Source organism: Allobosea sp. (genome assembly GCF_051860145.1).
Classification (GTDB): Bacteria; Pseudomonadota; Alphaproteobacteria; order Rhizobiales; family Beijerinckiaceae; genus Allobosea.
This window is the reverse complement of sequence record NZ_JBHYEM010000001.1, coordinates 670,666-693,175: the sequence shown is the minus strand read 5'-3', so window position 1 is coordinate 693,175 and position 22,510 is coordinate 670,666. Positions and strand designations below refer to the sequence as shown.

Here is a 22,510-nt window from a genome sequence, read left to right as displayed (position 1 = left end):
TTCATTATGATAGAAATCGATATTGATAGGATACCGCAATAATCAGGCGCCTTCTATCGTCATGGCGCTCAAGCGCTCCTGCGACGGCGTCCTGATGGCCGCCGCCGATCGCGCGCTTCACCATCATGGATTCGAGGCCCGCCATGCCGCTCCTTCACATCTCGTTGCGCGCCGGAAAGCCGGAAGCCTATCGACAAGCGATCTTCGACAGCCTCTATCGTGCGTTGCGCGAGGTGCTCGACGTCCCCGAGGACGATCAGTTCATGACCATCGGCGAGCATGATGCCGCGAACTTCCGCCGGGGCTCCGCCTTCGGCGTCAGCCGCAGCGACGATCTCGTCTACATCCGGATCATCCTGTTCGCTTCACAGACCGCCGAGCAGAAGAAGGCGCTGTTCCGGCGTATCGCGGAACTGCTTGGGGAAAGCCCCGGCATCCGCCCCGAAGACGTCTTCGTGGTCGCGCTCGACGCGGCGAAGGAGAACTGGTCCGTCGGCCACGGCCTGGCGCAGTTCGCCTGAGACGAGCCGCCTGCGCCGGCGCTCGTATCGCGCCGTGCGCTCGCACGCATGGACCGCGGCCAGCGTCGCGGCTATTCGTGGCCGAGATACAGCGCATCCGGGAGGCCGCCATGGCTTATGAGACCATTCTCGTCGAGGTGAAGGGCAAGGTCGGCGTCGTCACGCTGAATCGGCCCCACGCGCTGAATGCGCTGAACGGCCAGCTCATCGACGAGGTCAACGCGGCGATCGACGGTTTCGAGAAGGATGCCGGCATCGGCTGCATCGTCATCACCGGCTCGGAAAAGGCCTTCGCCGCCGGCGCCGACATCAAGGAGATGCAGTCCCGCACGTTCCCTGAGACCTATCTCGACGACAAGTTCGAGACCTGGGACCGCATCGGCCAGCGCCGCAAGCCGATCATCGCCGCAGTCGCGGGCTTCGCGCTTGGCGGCGGCTGCGAGCTTGCCATGATGTGCGATTTCATCATCGCCGCCGACAACGCGAAATTCGGCCAGCCCGAGATCAATCTCGGCGTCATCCCCGGTGCCGGCGGCACGCAGCGCCTGACCAAGGCGATCGGCAAGGCCAAGGCGATGGACCTCTGCCTCACCGGCCGGATGATGGACGCGACCGAGGCCGAGCGCTCCGGCCTCGTCGCTCGCGTCGTCCCGCTCGCCGATCTCATGACGGAGGTGCTGAAGGCGGCGGACGCGATCGCCGCCAAGTCGCTGCCCTCGGTGTTGACCGCCAAGGAGGCGGTCAACCGGGCCTTCGAGGTGACTCTGGCCGAGGGCCTGCGTTTCGAGCGCCGCGTCTTCTCGGCGCTCTTCGCCACGCAGGACCAGAAGGAAGGCATGGCCGCCTTCGCCGAGAAGCGGAAGCCGGATTTCAAGAACCGCTGAGGCCGGGCCGGGATGCGCGCGCTGTGCCGGAGCATGACCAGGATGGGCCGCGGCCTCCTCGCGGCGCTTGCTCTCGTTTGCCTGGCGACCTCCGGGGCAGCCCTGGCGGATGGGAGGAAGACCGACGATCCTCTGGCGATCTTCCGGCCCGAGAACCAGGCCATGTTGCGCGAGATTCCTGATTCCGATCTTCTCGAGATCGCCTTCCCGGCCGAATTCCACCGGCTGATCGTCGACGCGCGCGACGGCTATCTGGCCTGGCTGAAGACCATGCCGCCCGAAATCGTCCGCCTGCGGCTGTTGCTCGGACTGGCCGAGTCGATTCATGACGGCAATGCCGAAGGGCTGCACGTCTTCTTCTCGAATCCGTCGGGGGCGGTCGCGCCGGAGGTCCTTGCCGCCCTGCGCGAGGCGGGCCTTGCCGAGCGTGCGGACATTTTCGCCGCCGCCATGGCGGTTTTCGGCCCGGGCTATCCGACCTCGGACAAGGTCAGATCGGAGGCTTTCGCCCACAGCTTCCTGCGCGTCGCGGAAGGCATCGTGCCCAACCTGTCGCGGCCGCCCACCGCCATCGACCTCAAGCTGCGTGAGCTGGGCGCCCACTTTCCCGGCAAGAGCGCGTTCCGGCAGGAGATCATCGCTCATGTCCGGCAGGAGAGCGTGCTTTCCGCCGCGCTCGCGCAGGCGCGCCGGGACCTTTCCGACGACGAGCGCCTGTCCTATCTCCAACGCCGGCTGCTGCCGGGCCTGTCGGGCTTCGGCGCGGCAGCGACGATCGAGGCCGGGATCGAGCGGATGCCGCTCGCCTATCGTCGCATCTTCGTCCTCACATTGCTCGAGGGCGAGCTCTTCAACGGCGGCATCCATCAATTCTTCTTCAATTCGAGCGGCGCCTTCGCGCTGCCGGCGCGGCAGGCGCTGCGCGATCTTGGGCTGCCGACGGCGGCGGGCGCGCTCGACGAGGCGCTGGCCATGTTCGCCACGCCCTATCCGGTCTCGACGGAGGAGCGCCGGCAGCGGCATTTCCGACAGGGCTGGAGCGCCTGGGACGACCGGCTCGCGGCGCTGACCGGCAAGCTCGACGGCCAGCCGATCAGGCAGGCCATGCTCGACTCCGCCAGGCGCGATAACATCCTGCCGCGCTGAGCTGGCGGCATTGGCGCATGGCAGCTCGCCCATCCCGGCCGTGGCGTTTCGCGCTCTCCGCTGGCAGCATGCACGCGCTTGAACAGAGGGTTGCCGATGACCGCCACGATCCGAGCCGCTGAAGGCCTCGTCCTGCCGACCTACGCCGATGTCGAGGCCGCTTCCGGCCGCCTCCAGGGCGTCGCGCATCGCACGCCGGCCCTGACCTCGCGCACGGCCAATGCCCGCACCGACGCCTCGCTGGTCTTCAAGGCCGAGAACCTGCAGCGCATGGGCGCCTTCAAGTTCCGCGGCGCCTTCAATGCGATTTCCGCCCTGAGCCCGGACCAGAAGCGCGCCGGCGTCGTCACCTTCTCCTCCGGCAACCATGCCCAGGCGATCGCACTCTCGGGCAAGCTGATCGGCGTGCCGACCGTGATCCTGATGCCGCAGGACGCGCCGGCCGCGAAGGTCGCGGCGACCCGCGGCTATGGCGCCGAGGTCGTGCTCTTCGATCGCTACAGCCAGGATCGCGACGCGCTCGGCCGCGAGCTCGCCGAGACGCGCGGCCTGACCCTGATCCCGCCCTATGACCATCCGGACGTGATCGCCGGCCAGGGCACCGCGACCAAGGAGCTGATCGAGGAGGCCGGGCCGCTCGACATGCTGCTGGTCCCGCTCGGTGGCGGCGGGCTGATCTCGGGCGCGGCGCTGGCGGCCAGGGCGCTCAATCCGGGCTGCCGCGTCATCGGCGTCGAGCCGGAGGCCGGCAATGACGGCCAGCAATCCCTGCGCAAGGGCGAGATCGTCAGGATCGACGTGCCCAAGACCATCGCCGACGGCGCGCAGACGGCGTTCCTCGGCCATTATACCTTCCCGCTGATCCAGAATCTGGTCGAGGATATCGTCACGGTGCCGGATTCGGCCCTGGTCGAGGCGATGGCCTTCTTCGCCGAGCGGATGAAGCTCGTGGTCGAGCCGACGGGCTGCCTCGCGGCGGCGGCCGCCTTCACCGGGGCTGTTCCGGTCGCGGGCCAGCGCGTCGGCGTCATCATCAGCGGCGGCAATGTCGATCTCGCCGCCTTCGCGCGGTTCATCGGGACGCCGTGACCGTCGCCTGACAGGCGGCCCGTCGAACCTCCCGCCTATCCTCCATTTGAAGGACGACCCCGGCACGGGAGCCGGGCGAAGCTCGCCGCAGCCGGCCCTGCCGGTCGGATGCGGGAGATGTGGCATGGTCCAAACGAATATCGCCTATGTTCGCATAGAGCGCCTGAAGGTCACCAGGACCCAGGAAGGCATCAATACCGGCCTGCCCAAGGAGATGGGCACGCATGAGTGGCACATGAAGATGACCGTGAACGGTCAGACCCAATGGTGGACCAGGCACGGCATCGAGACGGGCGGCGAATACAAGGTCGGCCTCGACTATCTCTATGTGCCCCTGATCGACGGCAAGCTCCATATCTCGATCAGCGGCTGGGAGCAGGACACCTTTGGCGATACCGAGCTGAGCAGCCGCAGCCTGACGCTGACCCCGGCCGAGGATTGCCCCTATGGCGTCAACCGGGCCTGGGTGACGAGCTATTCCTCGGGCTATTACGGACAGTTCATCGCCGAGGAGGGCATGGCCTCGGAAGGCGGCTTCGATTTCCGCATCACCATCCAGCCGATCGGCAAGCGGCTCGAGGACAACCGGCAATACGCCGTGCTGATCCGCGATCGCGAGGTCTATCAGGGCTATTGGGTCTCCGGCTGGGACGCCTTCACCAAGAACATCGACGACTGGCGCAAGGAAGGGTTGAGGCTCAGCCGCATCGCCTCCTGCGAGGCGGCGCCGGGTCAGCCATCCTTCTCGTCGCGGATCGAGCGCACCTATATCGGCGTGTTCGAGGCCGGCGACACCGGCATGCCGTTCTGGGAACTCGATCGCTACGCCTTCGCCGCGAAGATCCTGGAGCTCAGGCGCGACGGCATCCGGCCCACCGACATCTACGCCTTCCAGGGCAACGGCACCGTGATCGTCGGCGGCACATTCGACCGCGGCGGCGATACCGACCTCGTGGTCGAGCCGCGCGCCGCCTTCGAGAAGGAATGGCAATCGCGTTCGGAGGCCGGGCAGGGCCTGATCTCGCTCGACAGCTTCAGCGACGGGCGCCAGCGCTGGTTCGCCGGGCTGTTCGAGCACGGCATCGGCAACTCGGCCCTGTGGGTGGCGGATGACGAGCGCGGCTTCCGCGCGAAGGATGCCGAATGGAAGGCTGACGGCTGGCGGCTGATCGATATCTGCACCTATAACGAGGGCGGCAGCCAGAGGTTCAGCGGCGTCTGGCGGCGCGGCGCGCGTCGGACCTGGCTCGAGCTGGAACCCGACTGGGGCCATCTCGTCGGCCGGATCGACTTCAACTGGGGCCTGAACCGGGAGATCGTCGCGATCGACTCCTGGTCATCCGCTGCGAGCGATTGATCGCTCGCCCGGCGTTTCAGCGTTGACGCAGGGCCGTGGAGCGATTATAGGCCTGCGTCTCGCGACGGCTGGCGCAAGCATGGCTGTCGCTCACGCATTTCCATCATGGTAGCGGCCGATCCCGCCGGGCAAGAATGCCAGGCGCACGGTCGCGATGAAGACGAGGACGTTTCGATGGCCAATACGACGTCGGCCAAGAAGGCCACGCGCAAGATCGCGCGGCGCACCGAGGTCAACAAGGCGCGCCGTAGCCGGATGCGCACCTTCCTGCGCAAGGTCGAGGAGGCTATCGCCACCGGCGACAAGGGCGCCGCTGCCGAAGCTCTCAAGGCCGCTCAGCCTGAGATCATGCGCGCCGCTCAGAAGGGCGTCGTTCACAAGAACACGGCTTCCCGCAAGGTTTCGCGGTTGGCGCATCGGATCGGCGCTCTCGCCTCCTGATTGCAGTTCCGCATAGCGGTTTTTGACGGAATTAAGCCCGGCCGAAAGGCCGGGTTTTTTGTTGTGCCGGCGTAGCGCTTGTTGCGGCGCGGACACCGCTGCCGCAGTGCCGAAAAAATCCAATCCGCAAGCCGATTTCGCAATCTTTCCACGGCTTTACCGGGTTGACTTCGGTGGCGGTTTCAGGGCCGGAAATCCGCCGCTCCCGATCTTTTGACCGCGCAAATAAATCCCATATTTTTCATCATCTTAGCAGGCAAAGGATTCTGCCGTCGAGAATCGCCGGAGCGCATGCGGGCCCTGTCGACACTTTCGAAAAAAAAGATTCGCAGGCTTCGCGGAGGGGCGCCGGTAAAGAAAACGTTAAGTTCCCCAACCTATTGCGGGGCGGTTGCCGATAGGTCAGGTCGGCGCTGCCGGGCGGGGACTCTCGGAAGCCGGCTGAAGGGGATATTGCCCCCGTTCGAGAGCCACCTGTAAGGTCTTTTCATCGCCGGCCGGACAGCGATGTCCACCGGGGATTTTCCAGAGATTAGCGACGATTTGGCTCGCGCCCAAGGGGGGTGGAGGATGCGGCTCTTTGTCTTGTTGTGTTGAGATGAAGTGCGGCTCCGTCCTTCGGTGAGCCTTTCAAGCCTAACCAAGCAGACCGGGTAGGTCGCCCGCCGCCGCAAGGCGTCGCGCGGGAAGCCTTCCCTATTGACCGGACAGTAGCTCCGGCGAGGTGGCCCGTGAGGGCTGCCAATGCCGGCGCATCATGACATTTGAGATGGGGCGAAACATGTTTGAGCGACAGGGGCTGGACGAGATCACCGAGGCGGCGGCTGTGCCGATGCCTCTGATCCCGGCCAACACGAAGGAGACTTCAGACAAGAGCGCCATGCTTTCTTTGACCGAGGCCTGGGACCGGGTGCGCCGGCGTCTGCGCGCCGAGCTCGGCGAGGATGTGTTCTCGAGCTGGTTCGCGCGCGTCGAGATCGGCGGCCTCGTTGACGGGGTGGCCTATCTGACGGTGCCGACCCGCTTCCTGAAGAGCTGGCTCGAGGCTCATTACGCCGAGCGGCTGCGGGCGCATTGCATCGCCGAGCTGCCCGCGACCAGCGGCATCCTCCTCTCGGTGCGCCAGGTCGCGCGTGATCCGGCCCCTGCCACGATCCGCGAAACCGCTGCTCCCGGCACGCGGCCGGCCCAGCCGGAACCCGTCGCCGCTGCCCGCCCGGCCGAGACCGGCGCCTTGCCCTGCGAGCGCGACCTCGTCGACGCCTGCGGCACGATGCTCGACCGTCGCCTGAACTTCCAGAGCTTCATCGTCGGCAAGTCGAACCAGCTCGCCTTCGCCGCCGCCGAGCGGATCGCGGCCGCGCCGGCCGGAGCGACGCCCTATAACCCGCTTTATCTCCATGCCGGCGTCGGGCTCGGCAAAACCCATCTCCTGCAGGCGATCGCGCAGGATGCGCGCAACCATGGCAAGCGCGTCGCCTATTTCACCGCCGACCGCTTCATGTACGGCTTCGTCGCCGCCCTGAAGTCGCAGACCGCGCTCGCCTTCAAGGAAAAGCTGCGCGGCATCGACCTCCTGATCGTCGACGACGTGCAGTTCATCCAGGGCCGTTCGATCCAGCAGGAATTCGGCCACACGATCAACGCGCTGATCGATGCCGGCAAGCAGATCGTGGTCGCCGCCGACCGGCTGGCCAATGATCTCGAGGCGCTCGACGAGCGCATCCGCTCGCGGCTTGGCGGCGGCCTCGTGGTCGAGGTCGGCGAGCTCGACGAGGCGCTGCGCGCCAAGATCCTGGGGAGCCGCCTCGACACCCTGCAGGCCGCGCATCCGAATTTCCACGTCAATCCCGACGTGGTCGCCTATGTCGCTTGCGTCGTCGCCACCAATGGCCGCGATCTCGACGGCGCCGCCAACCGGCTCCTGGCGCACGCCACCCTCTCCGGCCATGCCGTGACCCTGGAGACCGCCGAGGCCGCGATCCGCGACCTGGTCCGGACGCGCGAACCGCGCCGCGTCAAGATCGAGGATATCCAGAAGCTGGTCGCGACCCGCTACAATGTCAGCCGGGCCGACATCCTCTCGGAGCGGCGCACGGCGGCGGTGGTCAAGCCGCGCCAGATCGCGATGTATCTCTCCAAGGCGCTGACGCCGCGCTCGCTGCCCGAGATCGGCCGCCGTTTCGGCGGGCGCGACCACACGACGGTGCTGCACGCCGTGCGCAAGATCGAGAAGGCGATCGCCGAGGACCGCCTGCTGCATGACGAGGTCGACCTCCTGAAGCGCATGCTGCAGGAGTGAGCCGATCGCGGGCCGCGCGCGGCCCGCTTGTGGGGTGGCGCGATCACGCTCTTGCGCCACCGTCGCGGCTCCGGCAATGTCGCGGGCCATTCCGCCGCCCGCGCATCCGCCGCCGGGCGCAAGCACGCCAGAAGACGAAGATGAAGGTCACGGTCGAACGTTCCACGCTGCTGAAGTCGCTGGGTCATGTCCACCGCGTGGTGGAACGCCGCAACACGATCCCGATCCTGTCGAATCTCCTGCTGAGCGCTGACGACGCCGGCCTGAAGCTGAAGGCGACCGACCTCGACATCGAGGTGGTCGAGACGCTCGCCGCCGACGTCGCCGAGCCCGGCGCCACCACGGTGCCGGCGCATACGCTCTACGATATCGTCCGCAAATTGCCCGACGGCGCCCAGGTCTCGCTCGAGACCACCGGCGAGACCGGGCTCACCCTGCGCTCCGGCCGCTCGCGCTTCATGCTGCAGACCCTGCCCGAGAGCGATTTCCCCGACATCACCGCTGGCGAGATGGCGCATCGCTTCACGCTGCCGGCCGGCGAGTTCAAGCGCCTGATCGACAAGACCCAGTTCGCGATCTCCACCGAGGAGACGCGCTATTATCTCAACGGCATCTATCTCCACACCATCGATGTCGAGGGCAACACGCTGCTGCGTGCCGTCGCGACCGACGGCCACCGGCTCGCCCGCGTCGATACGGCGGCTCCCGCCGGCGCCGCCGGCATGCCGGGCGTCATCGTGCCGCGCAAGGCGGTCTCCGAGATCCAGAAGCTCCTGGAGGATGGCGAGAGCGAGGTCTCGGTCGAGCTCTCGGCCACCAAGATCCGCGTCGCCACCGCCGATGTCGTGCTGACCTCGAAGCTGATCGACGGCACCTTCCCCGATTATCAGCGCGTCATCCCGAGCGGCAACGACAAGCGCCTGACCGTCGACAGGGGCGATTTCGCCGCTTCCGTCGACCGCGTCTCGACGATCTCGTCCGAGCGCGGCCGGGCGGTGAAGCTGTCCATGGCCGATGGCCGCATGACGCTCTCGGTGACCAATCCCGATTCCGGCTCCGCGACCGAGGAGATCGAGGTCGACTACGATTCGAGCCCGCTCGATATCGGTTTCAACGCGCGCTACCTGATGGACATCGCCGCCCAGCTCGACGGCGACACCGCCCTGCTCAAGCTCGCCGACCCGGGTTCGCCGACCGTGATCCAGGATCGCGAGGGCGCCTCGGCGCTCTATGTGCTGATGCCGATGCGGGTCTGAGCCGGCACGTCTTGACCGCCGTCGCGCGCCTGATCCTTCAGGATTTCCGTTCTTACGAGGCCCTCGATCTGGCGATCGAGGGCCAAATCGTTGCGCTTGTCGGCGAGAACGGCGCCGGCAAGACCAATCTGCTCGAGGCCTTGTCGCTTTTCGCTCCGGGGCGCGGCCTGCGCCGCGCCGATCTTTCCGAGATGGCGCGCCAGGACGGGCCGGGCTCCTTCGCCGTCTCGGTCGCGCTGGCTGAGGACGGGCCGCGCCTCGGCGTCGGGCTCGGGCCCGAGAGCGATGGCAGGCGGGCGCGGCTCGCGCGCATCGATGGCGCCTCGGTCGGCTCGGCGCTGGCCTTCAGCGACCATGTCCGGGTCGTCTGGCTGACGCCTGATCTCGACGGGCTGTTCCGCGGCGCGGCGGGCGACCGGCGCCGCTTCCTCGACCGGCTGGTGCTGGCCGTCGATCCCGGCCACGCCACCCGCTCGAACGCGCTCGAACGCGCCCTGCGCTCGCGCAACCGCATCCTTGAGGAGAGCCCGCGCGAGACCTCCTGGCTCGACGCGGTCGAGCGCGAGGTCGCCGAGCTCGGCGTCGCGGTCGCCGCGGCGCGGGCCGAGACGGTCGGGCGGCTCGCGACGATCATTGCGGCGGGTGGCGATGAGGCCTCACCCTTTCCGCGCGCCATGATCGGCCTCGATGGCGAGATCGACCGGCTCGTCCAGGCCTTGCCGGCGCTCGACGCCGAGGATCGCTATCGCGAGCTGCTGCGCCAGGGTCGCCAGCGCGACCGCGCGGCGGGGCGGACCCTGACGGGCCCGCAGACCTCCGATCTCCTGGTTCGCCATGCCGCCAAGGGCATTCCCGCCGAGCAGGGCTCGACCGGCGAGCAGAAGGCCTTGCTGATCGGGCTCGTCCTCGCCCATGCCAGGCTGGTCCGCAGCATGAGTGGATTGCCACCGCTCGTCCTGCTCGACGAGGTCGCCGCCCATCTCGATCCGCGCCGGCGTGCGGCGCTCTATGCCGATCTCGCGGCGCTCGGCTCGCAAGTCTGGATGACGGGGGCGGATCCCGCGCTCTTCGCCGACCTGCCGGCGGGCGCTCAGAGCTTCACGGTGTCGCCCGGATGCGTCGCGCCTGCCGATCGTCCCTGAGCCCGGCCGTGCCTTGAAGGACGGTTAACCATTCCTGCCGATGATGGCGCGATGCAGCCCTCGCAGCCCTCGTTCACGGCCGCCGAAGCAGCGATCGCGGGCCGCCTGCTCGCGGTCCTGGAGCCGCATTTCGACGCCTCCGTCCAGCAGCTCTACAGCAAGACCTTCGGCCGCGAGGCGCTCAATCGCGACCGTCAGATCCATGGCGACGAGACGATCAAGTACCGCCTGCTGTTTCGGCTGCAATTCGACGAGATCTATCTCGCGGCCAAGAAGCGCATCGTCGGGCGGGCCAATGCCCATGAGATCACGCTTGCCGACTACCCGCTGTTCTTCGTCGAGGATTTCTCGAATTTCCTCGCCGTCCTGACGTCGCGCTGGAAGCGGCGCTGGGGCCCGCTCGATGAGGCGCTGCGCCTGTTCTGCAAGCTGATGCTGACCGACGTGTCCTATTCGCTCGCCTGTTTCGACGAGGCGATCGAGGTCGAGATGGGCGAGCGGCTCGGCACCCTCGAGGGGGCCTTTCGCGGCGGCATCGCCGAGCGCATCTCGGCGATCGAGGCCAGCATGGCCGACGTCTCCGGCTTCTCGAGCGATCTCTCCGCCAAGGCCGGCGAAACGCTCGCCGCCGTCGCCGGCACCCAGCGCCGGCCCGAGCAGATTTCCGCCTCCGTCGCCGAGATCGTCGCGGCGACGCGCGCCTTCGGCGCCTCGACCGAGCGGATCATGCAGGAGACCGCGACATCGGCCCGGGCAACGGACGAAGCCAGCGCCGAATGCCGCGGCATCACCGAGAACGTCGCCATGCTGCAGCAGGCCAACGAGCGCATCGGCAGCGTCGTCGACCTGATCCGCAACCTCGCCTCCCAGACCAACCTGCTCGCCCTCAACGCCACGATCGAGGCGGCGCGCGCCGGAGAGGCCGGCCGCGGCTTCGCCGTGGTGGCGGCGGAGGTCAAGTCGCTCGCCACGGCGACGAACAGCGCCACCGGGACGATCCGCCATGGCGTCGAGGAGGTCGTCGCCGCCGGCCAGGCGATCGAGGCCGCGATTCGCGAGCTCAGCCAGACCATGCAGGCGATGCAGGAGAGCGCCCGCGTCGTCGCCGGCTCCGTCGCCGAGCAGGCGGCCAGGATCCATTCCATTGCCGAGCAGGCCGAGACCTCCTCGGTCGGGGTCGATGCGATCGCCCATAACGCCGCCCTGGTCGAAGGGCTCGCGGGCGAGGCCGCTTCGCTCGCCCGCCACGTCGACGAGCGCGTCAGGGCGACCTCCTCGCTGTCGCAGGAGCTCGAGCGCTCGATCGGCGAATTCCTCGGCCAGGTTGCGCATGCCCGCGCCGACAAGCACCGCGCGATCATTCGCGAGACGGCCTGATCGATCCGATCACGCGACGCGATGGGACGGCCGGGCGCCGTCATGCTATGGAGACCGCTCGTTTCGACGAGGCGGTCTTGCCATGGAACTCACCGGTCTTCTGGTTTTCGCGGGCGTCTATTTCCTCGCCGTCGCCTCGCCCGGCCCGGCCGTCGCGGCGCTGGTCGCACGCTCGCTCGCGACCGGCTTTCGCCGCTCGCTGCCCTTCGCTGCGGGCATCGTCGCCGGCGACCTGATCTGGTTTTCCTGCACGTCGCTCGGGCTCGCCGTGCTGATGCAGAGCTTCCACGGGCTCTTCGTCGCGATCAAATATGCCGGCTGCGCCTATCTGCTCTATCTTGCCTGGAAGCTCTGGACGGCGCCGGCCGAGGCGCCGCGCCAGCCGCCGCAGGCGCGCGGCGAAGGGTTCCGGCTGTTCATGGGCGGCATCGCGCTGACGCTCGGCAACCCCAAGGTGATGGTGTTCTTCCTGTCGATCCTGCCGCTCGTCGTCGATCTCGACCGCATGACGCCGCTCGCCTTCGCCGAGATCGCCGTGCTGCTGACGCTGATCATCGGCGCGACCATGCTGACCTATGCCTATGCGGCCGATCGGGCCCGGCTCCTGGTCGCGAGCCCGAAGGCGATGCGGCGGGTCAATCGCCTGACCGGCGGCGTCATGGCCGGTGCGGCCGCGGCGATCGCGGCGCGCGGCTGACGTCTTAGCTCTGGCCATCGCGGCCAGCCTCGGGCAAACCCGTGGCCATGCCGCATGCAAGCGAATCACAGGCGCGCGCGACGCTGAAATCCGTCTTCGGCTATGACGATTTCCGCCCGGGACAATGGGAGGTGATCGAAGCCGCGCTCACCGGCAGCGACGTCTTCGCCGTGATGCCGACCGGCTCGGGCAAGTCGATGTGCTATCAGCTCCCGGCGCTCGTCGCCGGCGGCCTGACTTTGGTCGTCTCGCCCTTGATCGCGCTGATGCGCGACCAGGTCGGCCAGCTCACCCGCGCCGGGGTCGCCGCCGCCTCGCTCAATTCGATGAACAGCGAGGCCGAGGCCGCGGAGGCCTGGGACCGGCTCAATGCCGGGACCTTGAGCCTGCTCTTCGTCTCGCCCGAGCGGTTGGCCGGGGACGGGCTCGTTGCCCGCCTTCGCCGGCTCGGCGTGGCGCGGCTCGCCATCGATGAGGCGCATTGCGTCTCGCAATGGGGCCATGATTTCAGGCCGGAATATCGCCTGCTCGCCAAGGCCCGCGAGGCGCTGGGCGGCGTCCCGGTCACCGCGTTGACGGCGACCGCCGACCGGCAGACGCGCGACGACATCGCCCAGCAGCTCTTCCCGCAGCCGCCGCATATGGTGGTCCATTCCTTCGACCGACCGAACCTGAAGCTCGCCTTCGCGCCGAAGGACCAGCCGCGCCGGCAGATCGCGGATTTCCTGAAACGCCATCGCGGTGGCAGCGGCATCGTCTACTGCTCCTCGCGCGGGCGCACCGAGCGCCTTGCCGAGGGGCTGCGCGGGCTGGGCTACAAGGCCTTTCCCTATCATGCCGGCATGGAGCAGGCCGAGCGCAACCGTAACCAGGACCTCTTCCTGCAGGAGGACGGCGTCGTGGTCTGCGCCACCATCGCCTTCGGCATGGGCATCAACAAGCCCGATGTCCGCTTCGTCGTCCATGCCGACATGCCCGGCTCGATCGAAGGCTATTACCAGGAGATCGGCCGCGCCGGCCGCGACGGGTTGCCCGCCGACACGCTCACCCTCTACGGCGTCGAGGACATGGCGCTGCGCCGCCGCCAGATCGACGAGAAGCAGATCGACGATGCGCGCCGGCGCATCGAGCACAAGCGGCTCAACGCCATGATCGACCTGTGCGAATCGGCACTCTGCCGGCGCTCGGCGCTGCTCGCCTATTTCGGCGAGGAGACACCGCCCTGCCGGCATGGTGAGGCGCCGTTCCGTTGCGACCTCTGCGGCGGCGAGGCGGCGCTGTCGGACGCCACGCTCGACGCGCGCAAGCTGCTTTCCGCCGTCGCGCGCTCGGGCCAGCGCTTCGGCGCCGGCCATCTCGCCGATATCCTCACCGGCACGACGAGCGAGACCATCCGCCGCCAGAACCATGATGGCCTGAAGACCTTCGGGGTCGGCAAGGACCGGCCGAAAAGCGCCTGGACCGCGCTGACGCGCAAGCTCTTCGCTGCCGGCGCGCTGGCGGAGGCCAGCGCCGAGCATGGCGGCTTCTGCCTGACGGAGAAGGGCGAGGACATCCTCTTCGGCCGCGAGCCGATCGCGCTGCGCGCCGACGCGCTGCCGGTGCGCCGCAGCCGCGGCGCCGAGCGCGATGCGCGCGCCGACGGGCTCGACGAAGGCACCGCCGCGCTGTTCGAGCATCTGCGCCAGCTTCGTCTCTCGATCGCCCGCGAGGAAGGCGTCGCCGCCTATATCATCTTCACCGACCGGACCCTGATCGCGATGGCGCGCGAACGGCCGCTCGGGCTCGACGAGATGCGCGCGATCGAGGGCGTGGGTGAACGCAAGCTCGCGCAATATGGCGAGGTTTTCGTCGATGCGATCGCGAGTTTCAGCGGCTAGCTCTCTAGGCTACGCCGCTTCCAGCACCTCGACGTCGAAGGTCTTTCCGATCGCTGCCATGGCCGCTTCGATTTGTTCGAGGCGCGAGGCATGGTCGAGCCGAAACAGGCGGTCGACTGATTCCCGCTTCCAGTTCAGTCGTCGGGCGAGTTCGGCGCGCGTCATCCCGGTCTCGCGCAGCGCGCGGTAGAGTTCGACCTTCAAGGTCGTCAGCAGCGGCATGCGGACCAGCGTGCCGGCGCGGTCGGCGGGCGGAATATCCTCCGCATCGGCGATCATGCTGGCGAGTGCGGTCTCGATCGCATCTCTGGCGTGGCTCAGCGCCTCCTCGCGCGTTTCGCCAAAACTTGCCACCATCGGCAGGGACGGGCACAAGACGAGCAACGTGTCGTTGTCGTCCGGCGTCAATTCGACATGATATGCCAGCATCACTTCAAACCCAGTTGCTTCTTGATGGCGTTGACGAGACTGTGCCCAGTTCCTTGCGCGCGCCATGCATCGGGATTTCGGATTTCAGCTTGCCGCGCCGGACGATGAGATGACCCGATCCGGCCTTTTTGGCTTCGAACGTGCAACCCCTCGCCGCGAGCCACTTCTTCAGCTCCTGCGCATTCATGCGAATCCTCACATGGCGAGATAAATTAGCATACTCCACACAAGTGTTGAAGTCAACATAAATGTTGACTGTAATGGAAGCGCCAGGCTGTTTCTCCCGCGTACGCACGCGTGCGCGTGAAAAAGCCATCGTGACACCCTATATTCGCGATACGAATCAAGAGCATCGCGGGCGCCGTCTCGCCCGTTGAAGGACCCCCGACATGAACGAAGCTGCCCGCGACCTTGAAAACGCCGCCTATGGCGCCGATTCCATCAAGGTTCTCAAAGGCCTGGATGCGGTGCGCAAGCGCCCCGGCATGTATATCGGCGATACCGATGACGGCTCGGGCCTGCATCACATGGTCTATGAGGTGGTCGACAACGCCATCGACGAGGCGCTTGCGGGCCATGCCGACCTCGTCACGGTGACGCTGAACGCCGAGGGTTCCGTGACCGTCACGGATAATGGCCGCGGCATCCCGGTCGATATCCACAGCGAGGAAGGCATTTCCGCCGCCGAGGTCATCATGACCCAGCTCCATGCCGGCGGAAAGTTCGACCAGAATTCCTACAAGGTCTCGGGCGGCCTGCACGGCGTCGGCGTCTCGGTCGTCAACGCGCTCTCGGTCTCGCTCAAGCTGCGCATCTGGCGCGGCGGCAACGAGCATTTCATGGAGTTCCACCACGGCGACGCGGTGGCGCCGCTCGCGGTGGTCGGCCCGGCCGGCGACAAGCGCGGCACGGAGGTGACCTTCACCCCGTCGCAGCAGACCTTCACCATGATCGAGTTCGACTACAAGACGCTGGAACACCGCCTGCGCGAGCTCGCCTTCCTGAATTCGGGCGTGCGCATCGTCCTGACCGATGCCCGCCATGCCGAAATCGTCCGCGAGGAGCTGATGTACGAGGGCGGCGTCGAAGCTTTCGTGCGCTATCTCGACCGCGCCAAGACGGCGATCGTCGAGAAGCCCGTGATGCTTTCTGCTGAGAAGGACGGCATCACCGTCGATGTCGCGCTCTGGTGGAACGACAGCTACCACGAGAACGTGCTCTGCTTCACCAACAACATCCCGCAGCGCGACGGCGGCACCCATCTCGCCGGCTTCCGCGCCGCCCTGACCCGCCAGATCACCGGCTATGCCGAAAGCTCCGGCATCCTGAAGAAGGAAAAGGTCTCGCTCACCGGCGACGATTGCCGCGAGGGCCTGACCGCGATCGTCTCGGTCAAGGTGCCCGATCCCAAGTTCTCGTCGCAGACCAAGGACAAGCTGGTCTCCTCCGAGGTCCGTCCGGTCGTCGAGAACATCGTCAACCAGGCGCTCTCGACCTGGCTCGAGGAGCATCCGAACGAGGCCAAGACCATCGTCGGCAAGGTCGCGGAAGCGGCCGCCGCGCGCGAGGCCGCCCGCAAGGCGCGCGACCTCACCCGCCGCAAGGGCGCGCTCGACATCGCCTCGCTCCCGGGCAAATTGGCGGACTGCCAGGAGCGCGATCCGGCCAAGTCCGAGCTCTTCATCGTCGAGGGCGACTCGGCCGGCGGCTCGGCCAAGCAGGGCCGCGCGCGCGAATACCAGGCCGTCCTGCCGCTGCGCGGCAAGATCCTCAACGTCGAGCGGGCGCGCTTCGACAAGATGCTCTCCTCCGAGCAGGTCGGTACGCTGATCACGGCGCTCGGCGCCGGTATCGGCCGCGAGGAGTTCAACATCGAGAAGCTGCGCTACCACAAGATCATCATCATGACCGACGCCGATGTCGACGGCGCCCATATCCGCACCCTGCTTTTGACCTTCTTCTACCGGCAGATGCCGGAGGTGATCGAGCGCGGCCATCTCTTCATCGCCCAGCCGCCGCTCTACAAGGCGGCGCGCGGCAAGTCGCAGACCTATCTCAAGGACGAGCGGGCGCTCGAGCAGTACCTGGTCGACTCGACGCTGGACGGGGCGGTCTTCCGCACCGGCGATGGCGCCGAGCGCGGCGGCGCCGACCTGCGCGGCCTGATCGAAGAGGCGCGCGGCATCCGCAACACGCTCCAGCAGCTGCATTCGCGCTATGACCGGCGCGTCGTCGAGCAGATGGCGATCGCCGGCGCGCTGCACCCGCTGACCGACGAGAGCGAGCAGCAGGCGAATGAGGCGGCCGCTTATGTGGCACGCCGGCTCGACGCGATCTCCGACGATCTCGAGCGCGGCTGGGAAGGCCATGTCAGCGAAGGCGGCTTCGTCTTCTCGCGCCTGGTGCGCGGCGTGAAGCAGGTCGCGGCGCTTGACTCAGGCCTGCTCGCCAGCGCCGAGGCGCGCAAGCTCGACGCTGCGGCCGTCTCGCTGCAGGAGGCCTATGCCAAGCCGGGCGTGCTCAGCCGCAAGGGCGACGACCATATCGTCAACGGCCCGACCGACCTGTTCGACGCGGTCAGCGCCATCGGCAAGAAGGGCGTCTCGCTGCAGCGCTACAAGGGCCTGGGCGAGATGAATCCCGAGCAGCTCTGGGAGACGACGCTCGATCGCGACGTGCGCTCGCTGCTCCGGGTCAAGAACGACCAGAACGACGAGGCCGACGATCTCTTCGTCAAGCTGATGGGCGACGTGGTCGAGCCGCGCCGCGAATTCATCCAGAGCAACGCGCTCACGGCGACCGTCGATACCTGAGCGGCCGTATCCTGTTCGGAGCGGGCAGGCAATGCATCACACCAGGGACAATTGGCCCTGGTTCCCGGGCAATCCGCCCTTCGAGAGCGTCCGGTCGAGCCAATCTGGGTCGATTTCTGGGACCGACGCGATGAGCAGTTCCGTGTAGGAATCGTAGGGCGGCGACAGGACCTCGTCCTTTTTGCCTTGCCTGACGACACTGCCCCGGCGCAGCACGACGACGTCGTCCGCGATAGCGCGAACTGTTGCGAGATCATGGGTGATGAAAACATAGGTTACGCCGAGTTGGCGCTGCAATCGGCCTAGCAGCTCCAGGATGTCGCGCTGGACGATCTGGTCGAGGGCCGACGTCACCTCGTCGCAGACGATGATATCGGGCTTGGCGGCGAGCGCGCGGGCGATCGCGACGCGTTGCTTCTCGCCGCCCGACAATTCGCCCGGCCGCCGGAACAGGCACGCATGCGGCAACCCGACCAGATCGAGCAGCTCGGTCACTTTCCGGCGCCGCAGCGAACGCGGGACGCTCTGGAAAATCGCGAGCGGCCTTGCCAGGCTTTGCTCGATCGTCCGGCGCGGGTTGAGCGCGCTGTCGGGATTCTGGTGAACGAGCTGAATTCGGCGCAATTGACCCGGCGACCTGTGGCGCAGATTGGGAGGCAGGACCGTTCCGTCGAACAGGACCTGACCCGACGTCGAAGGCATCACGCCGGTGACGACTTTTGCGATCGTGGATTTTCCGGACCCCGATTCCCCGACCAGCGCGACCGTGTGGCCGCGCTGAACGGCGATGTCGATGCCGTGCAGGACCGTGAGGTCGCCATAGGCTGCCTGGATGCCGGATAGCGTGAGCAGCGGCACTGACGGCGCCGCCGGGCTCTTCTGAAGCTGGCGCACCGCCCAGAGCGAGCGCGTATAGGGGTCCTTCGGCTCGGCCAGCATCGCGCGCGTCGGCGCGCATTCCACGACGCGGCCATAGCGCAGCACGAGGATGCGATGCGCGACCTGCGTCACCAGCGCGAGGTCATGGGTGACATAGATCGCCGACATGTCGCGGCTTTCGACCAGCGACTTGATCGACCGCAGCACCTCGATCTGGGTGGTGACGTCGAGCGCCGTCGTCGGTTCGTCGAAGACGACGAGATCGGGGTCCGACATCAGCGCCATCGCGATCATCGCACGCTGGAGCTGCCCGCCCGAGACCTGATGCGGGAACCTGTCGCCGAAATGTGCGGGGTCGGGCAGCTGGAGCTGGGCGTAGAGGTCCTTCGCCCTGGCGACGGCCGCGTCGCGCGACAGCAGGCCATGGACGAGACAACCTTCGATCGTCTGCGCGAGAAGCCTGTGAGCCGGGTTGAAGGAGGCGATCGCACTTTGCGCGACATAGGCGATCCGGCCGCCGCGCAGCCTGCGTGCGGCGGCCGGGGCGGCTCCGAATAGCGGGATGCCGTCGAAGCTCACGCCGCCGCCCGCGACGTGGCAGCCGGGACGGGTCAGCCCGAGCGCCGCAAGGCCGATGGTCGATTTGCCCGCGCCCGACTCGCCGATGACGCCGAGAACCTCGCCCCGCCTGACATCGAGATCGACGCCGTGCAGGATCGGCTGGCCGCCGGCCTCACCGGCGGTTTCGATCCGCAGGCCGCGCATCGCGAGAAGGATGTCGGAATGGCCGTTCTCAATGGCCATCTTTGAGTCCGCCGATGACGTGAAGATACCAGTCGATGACCACATTGATGCTGATCGTGAGGATGGCGATGGCGATGGCCGGCAGGAGCGGCGTGGGGTCGCCATAGGTGATCAGTGTCGCGGTCTCCCGCACCATCGAGCCCCAGTCGGCCGCCGGCGGCTGGATACCCACGCCGAGGAAGGACAGTGCCGCGATGGTGAGGAACACGAAGCAGAAACGCAGGCCGAACTCTGCGACGATGGTGGACGTCATGTTGGGCAGGATCTCGTGGAGCAGGATCCAGAGCTTCGATTCCCCCCGAAGCTGCGCGACCTGCACGAATTCCTGAGCGGCGATGTTCATCGCCACCGAGCGGCTAAGCCGGAAGACGCGCGTCGAGTCGATGACCGCCATGATCAGGATCAGGTTGAGCACCGATGTGCCGAAGATGGCGAGCAGGACCAGCGCGAAGACGAGCTGCGGAATCGCCATGAAGGCGTCGACGGTGCGCGACAGCGCATGGTCCAGCCAGCCGGGCGACAGCGCCGCAAAGGAGCCGAGCACGACGCCGATCAGGAAGGCGAGGCAGGTCGTCGCGAAGGCGATGCCGATCGTGTTCTGCGCGCCGTAGATCAGCCGGCTGAAGACATCGCGGCCGAGCTGGTCGGTGCCGAGCAGGAAGGGACCGCCCCAGGCCTCGAAGGGAACGCGCGAGACGATCTCGGCCTGACCATAGGGGGCGATCCAGCGCGCGAAGACGGCGGCGACCACATAGAGCCCGATCACCGCCAAGGCGATCGAGACGGCCGGGGTGAGCCGCCAGCGGCGCGCAGGGGGACCCTCTCCGGCAGGGCGGAGGGGCGCAGTTTCGGGAGAGAGGGAGGCGTCGCTCATCTTGCGTATAACAGCTTGGGATTGGTCGCGATCGCGATCGCGTCGGCGAGCAGGTTCACCACGATGTAGGTCGCGGCGAAGATCAGCGCACAGGCCTGGATGACGGGCACGTCGCGCGTGCGCACGGCGTCGATCATCGTCTGCCCGATGCCGGGATAGGCGAAGGCGACCTCCACGACGACGACGCCGACGACGAGATAGGACAGGTTGAAGGCGACGACGTTGACGATCGGAGCCCAGGCGTTGGGCAGGGCGTGCCGTAGCAGGATACGGCTCTGAGAGAGCCCCTTGCAGCGCGCCATCTCGATATAGGGGTTGGCGAGCACGTCGAGCACGGCGGTGCGGGTCATCCGCATCATATGCGCGGTGATGATCAGGGTCAGCGTCATGACCGGCAGCACGATCCGCTGGAGCTTGGCGAAAAGGTCCATGCCGGGCCCGACAGTCGCGAGCGAATAGAACACGTTGAAATGCACGGAGAGCATCAGCATCAGCAGATAGGCCATGAAGAACTCCGGGCAGGAGATCGCGGCCAGCGTCGTGCTGTTGAGGATGCGGTCGAGCCAGCTTCCGCGGAAGCGGGCGGCGAGGATGCCGAGGCCGACCGAAAGCGGCACCGCGACGAGCGCGGTGACGCCGGCCAGGAAGAACGAGTTCATCAGACGTATGCCGATGATGTCGGAGACCAGGCGGGCATTGCCGTCATGCGAGGCGTAGGAGCGGCCGAGATCGCCCCGGAACAGGCCCATGAGCCAGGTGAGGTAGCGCTGCAGCGCCGGCTCGTCGAGGCCGAGCTCGTGCCGGAAGCGGGCGACGATGTCGGGCGTCGCGCTCTGACCGAGGATCTCGGTCGCATAGTCGCCCGGCAGCAGGCCGACGCTGAAGAAGATGAGCATGGAGACGACGAGCAGCGTCGCCAGCCCCATAAGGAGGCGCATCGCCAGCAAACGCAGGACTTGGGCTCCCATGGCCGTCTCCTTCAGGCGGCGCGCGGCCGGGCGGTCCGCGCGCACAGCTCGCCTCACGCCATCCACCAGCGCTCCGTCAGCTTGAAATTGTCCATCGGATACACGCCGCCGATCTCTCCGCTGGCGATCTTGGTCGAACAGCCGTCGAGATAGTTGGCGAAGGCGAGGACGAGCATGCCGCCTTCGTCATGCACGATCTGCTGCATCTCGCGATAGATCGCGGCGCGCTTGCCCTCGTCCGTCTCGATCCGCCCTTGCTCAAGCAGCTCGTTGAAGCGCGCGTGATCGAATTTGGTGTCGTTCCAGGCCGCGCCCCTGGCCAGCGTGGTGGAGAACAGCCAGTCGACGGTCGGCCTGCCGTACCAGTCGACGCCCGCAAAGGGCTTCTGGCGCCAGATCTTGCTCCAGTAGCCGTCGTCGGGCTCGCGCACGACGTTGACCGTGATGCCGGCCCGCGCCGCCTGGTCCTTGAAGAGCAGCGCGGCCGCGACGGCGCCGGGGAAGGCGGCGTCCGACACCGACAGATCGACCGTGACGGAGGTCAGGCCGGCCTGCTTCAGATGCGCCTTCGCCTTCTCGACGTCGTATGTGTACTGGGGCGGCGTCTCGGCCCAGAACTTCAGGCTCCTGGCGACGTTGTTGTCATTGCCGACCGTGGCGTTGCCGAAGAAGACCTTGTCGAGGATCTCCTCGCGGTCGATCGCGTATTTCAGCGCCAGCCTGACATGCGGGTTGTCGAAGGGCGCCACCTGCGTGTTCATGTCGAAGGCGAAGTGGCGCATGCTCGGCGTGCTGTTGACGCGGATATTGCGGTTGCGCCGCAGCATCGCCAGCGTCTTGATGTCCAGATTATTGATGAACTGGACCTCGCCGGTGAGAAGCGCATTGGTGCGCGCGACCACGTCCGGGATCGGCACGAACTCCACCTCGTCGAAATAGGGCTTGCTGTTCTTGTGATAGTTCGGGTTCCGCTTGAACTTCGCCGGGCTGCCCGGCACCCAATGCTCGAGCACGAACGGCCCGGTGCCGATGGGCTTGGAGAAGTCGATCGCGCCGTCCTCCTTCGCCGGCATGATCGGCAGGTGGTAGTCCGACAGCATGTAGGGGAAGTCGGGGCTGCTGCCCTTGAGGGTGAAGACGACCGTCCGGTCGTCCTCGGCCTTGACCGTGTCGAGCTGCGCGAAGATGACCTTGGCCGGGGACTTCGTGTTCGCCCCGACGTGATGCATCATCGAGGCGACGACGTCCTTGGCGGTGAGGCTGCGGCCGTCATGGAAGGTCACGCCCTTCTGCAGCGTGAAGACCCAGCGCTTCGACTGCTCCGAACCCTCGAAGCTTTCGGCGAGATCGCCGGCGACGCTGCGGTCCGGCATGATCTCGGTCAGGTTGTTGCACATCGAACCGCCGAAGGCGCCGCCGGTGAACGAACCGGGCCAGGTGGCGGGGTCGAGCGAGTCGGTCTGTGAGCCGTCATTCGTGCCGACCCGCATGAAGCCGCCGCGCTTGGGGGCGGCGAAGGCCTCGCGGCTAAAGAGCGGCAGCGAGGCGGTTGCCGCGGCGGCTGCGAGCATCTCGCGGCGGGACAGGCCATTCCCTCGGTGATCGTCAGACATCGTCGTTCCCCTTCTTTTTGGTTGGTCGTTCGTGTCGG

Annotated in this window: 20 protein-coding genes; 13 read left to right on the top strand and 7 right to left on the bottom strand. The window is 67.1% G+C overall.

Going from position 1 to position 22,510, the window contains the following annotated elements; all coding sequences use genetic code 11:
- Positions 1–4: 4 nt before the first annotated feature.
- Positions 5–145 carry a hypothetical protein gene (locus ACTIF2_RS03190; RefSeq protein WP_439495565.1) on the bottom strand — a complete coding sequence of 47 codons (141 nt, stop codon included), beginning with the start codon at positions 143–145 and terminating at the stop codon, positions 5–7.
- Between ACTIF2_RS03190 and ACTIF2_RS03185 the strand changes: the two genes are divergently transcribed.
- The 12 genes from ACTIF2_RS03185 to recQ all read left to right on the top strand — a co-directional run bounded on the left by ACTIF2_RS03185 (position 144) and on the right by recQ (position 14,092).
- A complete protein-coding gene (locus ACTIF2_RS03185) occupies positions 144–521 on the top strand; it encodes a tautomerase family protein (protein WP_439495564.1) in 378 nt (125 codons plus the stop codon). The genes ACTIF2_RS03190 and ACTIF2_RS03185 overlap by 2 nt on opposite strands.
- Before the next feature lie 110 nt (positions 522–631).
- Positions 632–1,405, top strand: a complete 774-nt coding sequence (locus ACTIF2_RS03180) for an enoyl-CoA hydratase (RefSeq protein WP_439495563.1) — start codon at positions 632–634, stop codon at positions 1,403–1,405.
- A gap of 33 nt (positions 1,406–1,438) precedes the next feature.
- Positions 1,439–2,551, top strand: a complete 1,113-nt coding sequence (locus ACTIF2_RS03175) for a DMP19 family protein (protein ID WP_439495562.1) — start codon at positions 1,439–1,441, stop codon at positions 2,549–2,551.
- Positions 2,552–2,647: 96 nt separating this feature from the next.
- The gene (locus tag ACTIF2_RS03170; protein WP_439495561.1) at positions 2,648–3,640 is read left to right on the top strand and encodes a threo-3-hydroxy-L-aspartate ammonia-lyase; all 993 of its coding nucleotides are present in this window, start codon (positions 2,648–2,650) and stop codon (positions 3,638–3,640) included.
- Between the two features lie 124 nt (positions 3,641–3,764).
- The gene (locus ACTIF2_RS03165; RefSeq protein WP_439495560.1) at positions 3,765–4,997 is read left to right on the top strand and encodes a hypothetical protein; all 1,233 of its coding nucleotides are present in this window, start codon (positions 3,765–3,767) and stop codon (positions 4,995–4,997) included.
- Between the two features lie 174 nt (positions 4,998–5,171).
- Positions 5,172–5,438 (top strand): 30S ribosomal protein S20, encoded by a 267-nt coding sequence (gene rpsT / locus ACTIF2_RS03160; protein ID WP_439495607.1) that lies wholly within the window; start codon positions 5,172–5,174, stop codon positions 5,436–5,438.
- Positions 5,439–6,318: 880 nt separating this feature from the next.
- A complete protein-coding gene (dnaA, locus tag ACTIF2_RS03155) occupies positions 6,319–7,740 on the top strand; it encodes a chromosomal replication initiator protein DnaA (RefSeq protein WP_439495606.1) in 1,422 nt (473 codons plus the stop codon).
- 140 nt (positions 7,741–7,880) lie between these two features.
- Positions 7,881–8,996: a DNA polymerase III subunit beta gene (gene dnaN / locus ACTIF2_RS03150; RefSeq protein WP_439495559.1), complete on the top strand. Its 1,116-nt coding sequence runs from the start codon at positions 7,881–7,883 to the stop codon at positions 8,994–8,996.
- Between the two features lie 11 nt (positions 8,997–9,007).
- Positions 9,008–10,138: a DNA replication/repair protein RecF gene (gene recF, locus ACTIF2_RS03145; RefSeq protein ID WP_439495558.1), complete on the top strand. Its 1,131-nt coding sequence runs from the start codon at positions 9,008–9,010 to the stop codon at positions 10,136–10,138.
- Between the two features lie 51 nt (positions 10,139–10,189).
- Positions 10,190–11,515, top strand: a complete 1,326-nt coding sequence (locus tag ACTIF2_RS03140; protein ID WP_439495557.1) for a methyl-accepting chemotaxis protein — start codon at positions 10,190–10,192, stop codon at positions 11,513–11,515.
- Positions 11,516–11,597: 82 nt separating this feature from the next.
- Positions 11,598–12,212, top strand: a complete 615-nt coding sequence (locus tag ACTIF2_RS03135) for a LysE family translocator (protein ID WP_439495556.1) — start codon at positions 11,598–11,600, stop codon at positions 12,210–12,212.
- A 47-nt stretch (positions 12,213–12,259) separates the two neighbouring features.
- The gene (gene recQ / locus ACTIF2_RS03130; protein WP_439495555.1) at positions 12,260–14,092 is read left to right on the top strand and encodes a DNA helicase RecQ; all 1,833 of its coding nucleotides are present in this window, start codon (positions 12,260–12,262) and stop codon (positions 14,090–14,092) included.
- Between the two features lie 9 nt (positions 14,093–14,101).
- Here the strand turns inward: recQ and ACTIF2_RS03125 are convergent, their stop codons facing one another.
- Together ACTIF2_RS03125 and ACTIF2_RS03120 are read right to left on the bottom strand one after the other, a co-directional pair.
- Positions 14,102–14,500 carry a type II toxin-antitoxin system HicB family antitoxin gene (locus ACTIF2_RS03125; RefSeq protein WP_439495554.1) on the bottom strand — a complete coding sequence of 133 codons (399 nt, stop codon included), beginning with the start codon at positions 14,498–14,500 and terminating at the stop codon, positions 14,102–14,104.
- Positions 14,501–14,525: 25 nt separating this feature from the next.
- Positions 14,526–14,708: a type II toxin-antitoxin system HicA family toxin gene (locus tag ACTIF2_RS03120; RefSeq protein WP_439495553.1), complete on the bottom strand. Its 183-nt coding sequence runs from the start codon at positions 14,706–14,708 to the stop codon at positions 14,526–14,528.
- A gap of 202 nt (positions 14,709–14,910) precedes the next feature.
- Between ACTIF2_RS03120 and gyrB the strand changes: the two genes are divergently transcribed.
- The gene (gene gyrB, locus ACTIF2_RS03115; protein ID WP_439495552.1) at positions 14,911–17,334 is read left to right on the top strand and encodes a DNA topoisomerase (ATP-hydrolyzing) subunit B; all 2,424 of its coding nucleotides are present in this window, start codon (positions 14,911–14,913) and stop codon (positions 17,332–17,334) included.
- A 36-nt stretch (positions 17,335–17,370) separates the two neighbouring features.
- Here gyrB and ACTIF2_RS03110 read toward each other — a convergent pair whose 3' ends face one another.
- Genes ACTIF2_RS03110 through ACTIF2_RS03095 form a run of 4 tightly spaced genes read right to left on the bottom strand, consistent with a single transcriptional unit; the run spans position 17,371 to position 22,472 of the window.
- Positions 17,371–19,017 (bottom strand): ABC transporter ATP-binding protein, encoded by a 1,647-nt coding sequence (locus tag ACTIF2_RS03110; protein ID WP_439495551.1) that lies wholly within the window; start codon positions 19,015–19,017, stop codon positions 17,371–17,373.
- Positions 19,007–19,891: an ABC transporter permease gene (locus ACTIF2_RS03105; protein WP_439495550.1), complete on the bottom strand. Its 885-nt coding sequence runs from the start codon at positions 19,889–19,891 to the stop codon at positions 19,007–19,009. The genes ACTIF2_RS03110 and ACTIF2_RS03105 overlap by 11 nt, the downstream gene beginning before the upstream one ends.
- Entirely contained in the window at positions 19,888–20,859 is a 972-nt protein-coding gene (locus tag ACTIF2_RS03100) for an ABC transporter permease (RefSeq protein WP_439495549.1), read from the bottom strand. Before ACTIF2_RS03100 ends, ACTIF2_RS03105 begins: the two co-directional genes overlap by 4 nt.
- 53 nt (positions 20,860–20,912) lie before the next feature.
- On the bottom strand, positions 20,913–22,472 hold the full coding sequence (locus ACTIF2_RS03095) for an ABC transporter substrate-binding protein (protein ID WP_439495548.1): 1,560 nt from the start codon (positions 22,470–22,472) through the stop codon (positions 20,913–20,915).
- Positions 22,473–22,510 lie beyond the last annotated feature (38 nt).

Bases quoted from the DNA above. Each gene is read 5' to 3' on its own strand.
- ACTIF2_RS03175 (WP_439495562.1), top strand. From the start codon at position 1,439: ATGACCAGGATGGGCCGCGGCCTCCTCGCGGCGCTTGCTCTCGTTTGC.
- ACTIF2_RS03185 (WP_439495564.1), top strand. From the start codon at position 144: ATGCCGCTCCTTCACATCTCGTTGCGCGCCGGAAAGCCGGAAGCCTAT.
- recQ (WP_439495555.1), top strand. From the start codon at position 12,260: ATGCCGCATGCAAGCGAATCACAGGCGCGCGCGACGCTGAAATCCGTC.
- dnaA (WP_439495606.1), top strand. From the start codon at position 6,319: ATGCTTTCTTTGACCGAGGCCTGGGACCGGGTGCGCCGGCGTCTGCGC.
- dnaN (WP_439495559.1), top strand. From the start codon at position 7,881: ATGAAGGTCACGGTCGAACGTTCCACGCTGCTGAAGTCGCTGGGTCAT.
- ACTIF2_RS03120 (WP_439495553.1), bottom strand. From the start codon at position 14,708: ATGAATGCGCAGGAGCTGAAGAAGTGGCTCGCGGCGAGGGGTTGCACG.
- gyrB (WP_439495552.1), top strand. From the start codon at position 14,911: ATGAACGAAGCTGCCCGCGACCTTGAAAACGCCGCCTATGGCGCCGAT.
- ACTIF2_RS03100 (WP_439495549.1), bottom strand. From the start codon at position 20,859: ATGGGAGCCCAAGTCCTGCGTTTGCTGGCGATGCGCCTCCTTATGGGG.
- ACTIF2_RS03135 (WP_439495556.1), top strand. From the start codon at position 11,598: ATGGAACTCACCGGTCTTCTGGTTTTCGCGGGCGTCTATTTCCTCGCC.
- ACTIF2_RS03180 (WP_439495563.1), top strand. From the start codon at position 632: ATGGCTTATGAGACCATTCTCGTCGAGGTGAAGGGCAAGGTCGGCGTC.
- ACTIF2_RS03190 (WP_439495565.1), bottom strand. From the start codon at position 145: ATGGCGGGCCTCGAATCCATGATGGTGAAGCGCGCGATCGGCGGCGGC.
- ACTIF2_RS03110 (WP_439495551.1), bottom strand. From the start codon at position 19,017: ATGGCCATTGAGAACGGCCATTCCGACATCCTTCTCGCGATGCGCGGC.
- ACTIF2_RS03170 (WP_439495561.1), top strand. From the start codon at position 2,648: ATGACCGCCACGATCCGAGCCGCTGAAGGCCTCGTCCTGCCGACCTAC.
- ACTIF2_RS03165 (WP_439495560.1), top strand. From the start codon at position 3,765: ATGGTCCAAACGAATATCGCCTATGTTCGCATAGAGCGCCTGAAGGTC.
- ACTIF2_RS03095 (WP_439495548.1), bottom strand. From the start codon at position 22,472: ATGTCTGACGATCACCGAGGGAATGGCCTGTCCCGCCGCGAGATGCTC.
- rpsT (WP_439495607.1), top strand. From the start codon at position 5,172: ATGGCCAATACGACGTCGGCCAAGAAGGCCACGCGCAAGATCGCGCGG.
- ACTIF2_RS03105 (WP_439495550.1), bottom strand. From the start codon at position 19,891: ATGAGCGACGCCTCCCTCTCTCCCGAAACTGCGCCCCTCCGCCCTGCC.
- ACTIF2_RS03140 (WP_439495557.1), top strand. From the start codon at position 10,190: ATGCAGCCCTCGCAGCCCTCGTTCACGGCCGCCGAAGCAGCGATCGCG.